Annotated in this window: 7 protein-coding genes and 2 pseudogenes; 8 read left to right on the top strand and 1 reads right to left on the bottom strand. The window is 64.3% G+C overall.

Going from position 1 to position 6305, the window contains the following annotated elements; translation table 11 throughout:
- Window positions 1-369 precede the first annotated feature (369 nt).
- From AB0366_RS26890 to AB0366_RS26900, 3 genes are read left to right on the top strand one after another with little or no spacing between them, the layout of a single operon-like run.
- Complete coding sequence (locus AB0366_RS26890; protein ID WP_008720425.1) at window positions 370-1158, top strand: GntR family transcriptional regulator; 789 nt, start codon at window positions 370-372, stop codon at window positions 1156-1158.
- Between the two features lie 28 nt (window positions 1159-1186).
- Window positions 1187-1525 carry a rhodanese-like domain-containing protein gene (locus AB0366_RS26895; RefSeq protein ID WP_008720426.1) on the top strand — a complete coding sequence of 113 codons (339 nt, stop codon included), beginning with the start codon at window positions 1187-1189 and terminating at the stop codon, window positions 1523-1525.
- Window position 1526: 1 nt separating this feature from the next.
- Window positions 1527-2369, top strand: coding sequence for a sulfite exporter TauE/SafE family protein (locus AB0366_RS26900; protein ID WP_008720427.1), 843 nt, complete (start codon window positions 1527-1529; stop codon window positions 2367-2369).
- Window positions 2370-2453: 84 nt separating this feature from the next.
- Here the strand turns inward: AB0366_RS26900 and AB0366_RS26905 are convergent, their stop codons facing one another.
- Complete coding sequence (locus AB0366_RS26905; RefSeq protein WP_008720428.1) at window positions 2454-3005, bottom strand: hypothetical protein; 552 nt, start codon at window positions 3003-3005, stop codon at window positions 2454-2456.
- A gap of 106 nt (window positions 3006-3111) precedes the next feature.
- On the opposite strand from AB0366_RS26905, the gene AB0366_RS26910 reads away from it, so the two are divergent.
- The 5 genes and pseudogenes from AB0366_RS26910 to AB0366_RS26930 all read left to right on the top strand — a co-directional run.
- Complete coding sequence (locus AB0366_RS26910) at window positions 3112-4476, top strand: IS256 family transposase (RefSeq protein ID WP_032373346.1); 1365 nt, start codon at window positions 3112-3114, stop codon at window positions 4474-4476.
- Window positions 4477-4699: 223 nt separating this feature from the next.
- Window positions 4700-4864 carry a hypothetical protein gene (locus AB0366_RS26915; RefSeq protein ID WP_155288693.1) on the top strand — a complete coding sequence of 55 codons (165 nt, stop codon included), beginning with the start codon at window positions 4700-4702 and terminating at the stop codon, window positions 4862-4864.
- A 158-nt stretch (window positions 4865-5022) separates the two neighbouring features.
- Window positions 5023-5345 (top strand): annotated as a pseudogene (locus AB0366_RS26920) (cation-transporting P-type ATPase); the annotation flags it as partial.
- 360 nt (window positions 5346-5705) lie between these two features.
- Complete coding sequence (locus tag AB0366_RS26925) at window positions 5706-6173, top strand: hypothetical protein (protein ID WP_051048272.1); 468 nt, start codon at window positions 5706-5708, stop codon at window positions 6171-6173.
- Between the two features lie 33 nt (window positions 6174-6206).
- A pseudogene (locus AB0366_RS26930) lies at window positions 6207-6305 on the top strand (hypothetical protein); the annotation flags it as partial.

Below are 6305 nucleotides of genomic sequence, written 5' to 3' on the forward strand. Positions count from 1 at the left end.
CGGTTTGGTCCTGTGCTCGCCCTGTCGGCTCGCTGCGCCACCGACGGTGAGCAGACCCCAGACCGAGCAGGACCCCGGGCGACACTCCTGATCCGGCACCGACTGGCCTGACCCGGGACCGACTGGGAGGCGACGTGATGCCGCGTCGCTACGCGGACGGATTCACCAGGTTCGGCGCGATCTCCACCAGGCGCTCGTTCGTGCTCGGCGAGACTTTGTCGATGCGAAGGTCGTCTTGTTGCGTGTCGACCTGCGCAGAGCATCTCCCGTCCGTACGGATGTACGTACATTTGTTGTACAGTGGCCCCGAGGGCCAGCAGTCGGCGGCTCGAATTCGGATTCCGACACAGATCGACAGGAGGGCCTTTGATGGTTGAACCCGATCGCAGTGCCGCGCTCGACCGCTCCAGTGCGATGCCGCTGTGGGCGCAACTGCATGCTGATCTGGTCCGCCGAATCGGTGACGACGAATTCGCCGGCTCCGAGTTCCCGGGCGAGCATGCGTTGACGACGAGCTACGGGGTGAGCCGTCACACCACCCGCGAGGCCCTGCGGCACCTGCGGAACGAAGGAATCTTGATTGCAGAGCGTGGCCGGCCTTCTCGGTTGGCGGCTCCGCCGGTGATCGAGCAGCCACTCGGTGCGCTCTACAGTCTCTTCGCTGCGGTGGAAGCCACGGGTGTTGCTCAGCACAGCGTGGTGCGTGTACTCGAACTGCGGACCGACCCCGCGGTGGCCGCTACCCTGCGGGTCGGTCCCAAGGCGCCGCTGCTCTACCTAGAGCGCATCCGTATGGCAGGGACCATGCCGTTGGCGCTCGACCGTGCCTGGTTGCCGGGGGATCTGGCACGCGACCTCCTGGATGCGGACTTCACTCACACGGCTCTCTACATCGAGCTCGAGAAGCGTTGCGGCATCCGCCTGACCGGTGGCCGCGAGGACGTCACTGCCGTCGTCCCGGATCCGGAGGATGCGGCAGCACTCGAACTCGATTCGAAGACCTCCGCGCTGTCGATCCGCCGTTCGGGTTGCATGAATTCCCGGCCGGTGGAGTTGCGGCACACAGTGATTCGAGGAGATCGGTTCACCGTCTCGGCCACGTTCTCACCGAGCGACGGCTATCGCTTCGTGCCGGCCACGCCGCTGCACGCCCTGTAAGCACCCACTGATCCAAGGAGCGTTCTTCATGACTGGAGCACCACCGGAAGCCGATCCGGCCGCCGCACACGCTTTGATCGCCGAATCGGGAGCCATCCTGATCGATGTCCGCGAGGACGACGAATGGGCAGCCGGCCACGCCCCGGACGCCGTCCATGTACGCCTCGGCGATCTCGATCCTGCTGCCTATCCTCCCGAGCAGAAATTGGTCGTGGTGTGCCGCTCGGGCGCTCGGTCGAGCAAAGCTGTCGCGGCCCTCACCGATGCCGATCGCACGGCGCACAATCTGTCGGGCGGTATGATGGCGTGGCACGAAGACGGCCGCCCTGTGGTCCGTGATGACGGCACGCCCGGCTCAGTAATTTGACATGGTCGCCATCCTCGCGATCGCAGTCGCCGCAGGGATTCTCATCGGGCTTTCCCTCGGCGCGCTCGGTGGTGGGGGATCGATACTGACTGTTCCTGCTCTGGTGTACCTCCTGGCGGTTGAACCGCAATCGGCAACGAGCGCCTCGCTGATCATTGTCGGAATCACCTCGATCATCGCGGCCATCAGCCATGCGCGAGCACGGCACGTTCGGTGGCGGGCAGCGGCAGTGTTCGGACTTCTGGGCGCGGGCACCGCCTTCGGTGGGTCGATCCTCAACCGATCGGTCGACCCGCAGATTTTGCTGCTCGCATTCGCGGCTCTGATGATCGTCGCCGCCGGTGCGATGCTGCGCCGCACCCGGCGAGGACACGATGCCGACCTACCGACGCCGAACCCGGTCGAGACCGCGGAAACACGGTCGAGCGCCGTCGCGGTCGCCGCCAAGCCCACGAAAGTGAAGATCACTACTTCGCAGGTGGTCAAGCTGGTCGCCTCCGCGCTCGTCGTCGGCTGCCTCACCGGGTTTCTGGGAGTGGGCGGCGGATTCCTCATCGTCCCCGCCCTGGTTCTGGCACTGGGCTATTCGATGCCCGTCGCGGTCGGAACGTCACTGGTGATCATCTCCATCACCAGCGCGGGAGCCTTCACCGAACGCCTCGGCACGGGTGCCACCATCCCGTGGGAGATCGTCGTACCGTTCACTTTCGCGGCAATTACAGGCTCGTTCGCAGGAAAAGTCATCAGCGACAGAGTTTCTGCCACCACACTCACCCGTAGCTTCGCAGCCCTGTTATTCGTCGTAGCCGTCTACGTCACCGTCCAGGCATCCATGGCCCTGTAACGCACATCGTTGTGCATCACAGAGCCTATTTCTGCGCATGCAAATGCGTGACGTGTGTGGTCTCGGGACATACCTAACTGATCGTCACCGGGACATCGTTAACGGTCTCGGGGTCGGGTGGGCGTTGAAGTTTCGGATCGGTTTGGTGGTGGTTCCGGCGTGCAGTGAGAGTTTTGTGGGGCCGTCGAGAACTCGGAAATGGTGATCCTCGACGACCACGGTGAGGATGGTTCCGGCGTGTGTGCGGCCGACGGGCAATCTCTGGCCGTCGACCATGACGACACCGTCTATCGGCACTTTCCGGTGCACGCGTTGGGGGCCCGAGGGCGGCGGGAGGAGCGTCGTTGCTCGACGCACGCGGGTCAGTTGGCGGTTATCGTTGCTGATCAACGGATTCGGCAAGGTCTTGATCACATGGTTACCGGCGATGGCGTGGATGAGACCGCCCTCGATTCTGAGGGTGATGCGGGTTCCGGCGGTGTCCGGACCCAATGCGAGCTGATGGCCGAGCAGGGTGATCAGTCCATCGCGGGTGGCGGTGCGATCGACCTCGATCGGTGCCGCAGTGCGCAAGCGGGCACTCGGATCGAACGCGGGCAGTGCCGGCGCAGTCTGCCCTGCACGTGCGCCGCGCATGGTCAACCGGTCGAGGTCGGCGCTCGTCAGCTGGGAGGCACACCGTGGGGCGTGTCAGATGGTTTGTGTAAGAACGGACTGACACGGATGGAGCATCATCGTGACCATGACTGTGGACGGCAATCATGCAGATGACACGAACGATCGGGCTGAGCTCAGCGCCTTCGACGCCTTGAAGGCCTCGGGTGCCCTCGACGAGGTGATGGCCAAGATCGACACGGGCCAGCTGCAGATCACCGGGCAGGGCGGGTTCCTGCAGGAGATGGTCAAGGCGGTTCTCGAGCGCGGACTGCAGACCGAACTCACCGAGCACCTCGGATACGACAAGGGCGACCTTGCCGGCCGTCTACTTCCCAACGCTCGCAACGGTTTCAGCAGCAAGACCGTGTCGAGCGAAGTCGGCGATGTGCCGTTGGCAATCCCCCGCGACCGCGACGGCACGTTCGTTCCAACCCTGGTCCCGCGTGGTGCGCGCAGGATCGGTGGGCTCGATGACATGATCGTCGCGCTCTACGCCGGCGGCATGCCAGTGCGCGACATCGAGCATCATCTTGCCTCGACCATCGGTACCGAAATTTCCCGCGAGACCATTTCCAAGATTACCGACTCGGTCCTCGAGGAAGTCCTCGAATGGCAGCGCCGGCCACTCGATCCGATCTATCCGATCCTCTATCTCGATGCGATCGTGGTCAAAATCAGGTCCGGTCAGCAGGTCACCAACAGGGCTGCGCACATCGCCGTCGGTGTCGACCTCGACGGCATCAAACACGTGTTGGGGATCTGGGTTCAAGAACACGAAGGGGCGAAGTTCTGGGCCGGGATCTGCGCTGAGCTGGCAAATCGTGGCGTCAGAGACGTCCTGATCGCCTGCACGGACGGCCTCACTGGATTCGGCGACGCCATCGAAGCGACGTGGCCGCACACCGTCGTGCAGACGTGCACCGTCCACCTGATCCGCGCGTCGATGCGGTTCGTGGCCTACGGCGACCGCAAAGCGGTGGCGTCGTCGCTCCGGTCGATCTACACCGCACCCACCGTCGATGCGGCCCAAGCTGCACTCGACGACTTCAAATCCTCGCAGTGGGGTGTCAAGTATCCGACAGCGGTGCGGACGTGGGAGAGCGCGTGGGAGCGGTTCATCCCGTTCCTGGCTTTCCCACCGGCGCTCCGGAAGATCATCTACACCACCAATGCCATCGAATCGCTCAACTATCAACTTCGCAAGATCATCAAAAACCGCGGACACTTCCCCAATGATCAAGCGGCAGTGAAGCTTCTGTGGCTCGCGATCTGCAGCATCGAGGACAAGCGCGCCCGGGAGAGAGACCGCCTGAGCAAAGATCGACTCGCACCCCGCACCGGCAGGGAGGTCAACAGACTGATCGAAGGATCTCTGACGACCGGTTGGAAACAAGCGCTCGGCGCGCTCGTGATCAACTATCCGGACAGACTCGACCCTTATCTCACCTGAAAGCAAATTCGCTCACAGATAACTTGACAAGCTCCAACCGTGGTGACCACCAAACCGTCGATCACGGCGTGGATGCTGGCGAGGTCGGCCCACAGGGTTACCATGCGTCCGGCGAACCCCTTCCCGATCCACACTTGCTGTGCACCGACCAGATCGACGACGCCCGCCGCCGGTATGCGTAGGTCGATCTCGTAACCGCCGGCCATCCCTGATCGCGCCGAATATGGTTGTACGACAACAGACGCGGCAGACGCGGCAGGGGCGGCCGGCGTCGCACTTCGATACCGTCTGGGTCCCCGCAGAATACCACTTCGCGCTCCGTGACGGCCGCGGAGTCGGATTCACCTACATCGAGGGTGACATCGTCCGCGGAACCTCACGTCTGTGACCACCCGCCCCCGTGCCTGACCGCACCGGGGTACCCGCCCCACCGCACCGACTGGAAGGAACGCCCCTCGTCTACGACCGATCTCGACGAGCGCCCGTGGACCCGGCCGTGGGTTCCCATTCCGGGCACCGCGACGAAGTCCTCGACAGGCGGAAGCTGGCATCAACGACGGGCCGGCGTTGGCGAGCGCGGATCTCGGTTTGGCGATCGGCGCGGGCACCGATGTCGCCATCGGTCCGGGGACATCATAGTCGTCCGCGACGACCTCGGCGATGTGGTCGATTCGTTGGGGCTGGCCAAGGCCATACTGGCGACCATCAAGGGAAACATGGTGTGGGCGTTCGGGTACAACATCGCTGCCATCCGCATAGCGGCCGCAGGTCTGCTCAACCCGCTCCTCGCGGGCGCTGCCATGGCGTTCTCGTCGTTCTTCGTCGTATCGAACAGCCTCCGGCTGCGTCGGTACCCCGCTACATCCTGACGACCCGGGAGGGATACCTCGGCGAACAGTGAACTGGTGTCGCCGCGTCAGCGAACGTGAAGTGATCGCGCTGTGCGTGGCCGCGCCGCACGACCGGCCCGGCCACGCACTCCTGCGCAGCACGCCCGGTCAGCCACCGGGCGGATTCGTACCGACGTCATCGCCGCGGTACCTACAGTCAGTCGCATCCGCGGGTGCCGAAGTTCCCGCGTCGATCCGGGAACTTTCTCCGCCCGCGGTGCGACTGGTGGTCGACCGGTCATGAGCTGCGCCGACACAGGACGCGGCCGACGGATGCGGCCGATACCGCAGTTCACGGGAGGGTTCGAAGTGCACGACGATCTTCGCCACTATCGGCCCATGTTCGAGGCCATCGAACGACGAGTGCTGGCGACGGTAGAGATGGCTGCCCACGAGCGCCTGCGTGCGGCTACAGTGATCGCCGTAGCAGGGCTGGGTCTGTGCCTGGGCCAGTCGGGCGAGGCAACGGGCTGGGCAACATTGCTCAACAATGCAGCGGCGCAGGCGGAATCGACCAGCATCGTCGCTGTCATTGCCGCCCATGCCGGTGTGATCTTCTGTCTGATCTGCTCAGCCGCCGCACTCCATACCCGAATGATCCATCTGATCGTTCTCGCCGCCGCAGGATGCGCCAGCACTTCGGTCCTGGCGATGTTGTCCATCTGGACACGCCAGTCCGCTCACGACAGTTCAACTCTCGCCGGCCCCGGCCCTGGCGCGCTGATCGGGCTGCTCACCGCCGTGGTTCTCACCGGGCTGTGGACACGACTGGCCCTTCGCCCGGAGCGTCGCGTCTTCACGTACTGATCGAGCCACCATTCCGCCGAACCGACAGAAGGATCGATCCCGTTCGGCGGCTTCCCTTGGGGCCGCATCGCATTCGGTCAATCCGACGGGCCGCTGCTGCCTCTGGCTGCGGTGATCGGCGCGCCGGGGTTG

The sequence above is a fragment of the Rhodococcus sp. NPDC076796 genome, from assembly GCF_040702765.1.
In the GTDB taxonomy this organism is placed as follows: domain Bacteria; phylum Actinomycetota; class Actinomycetes; order Mycobacteriales; family Mycobacteriaceae; genus Rhodococcoides.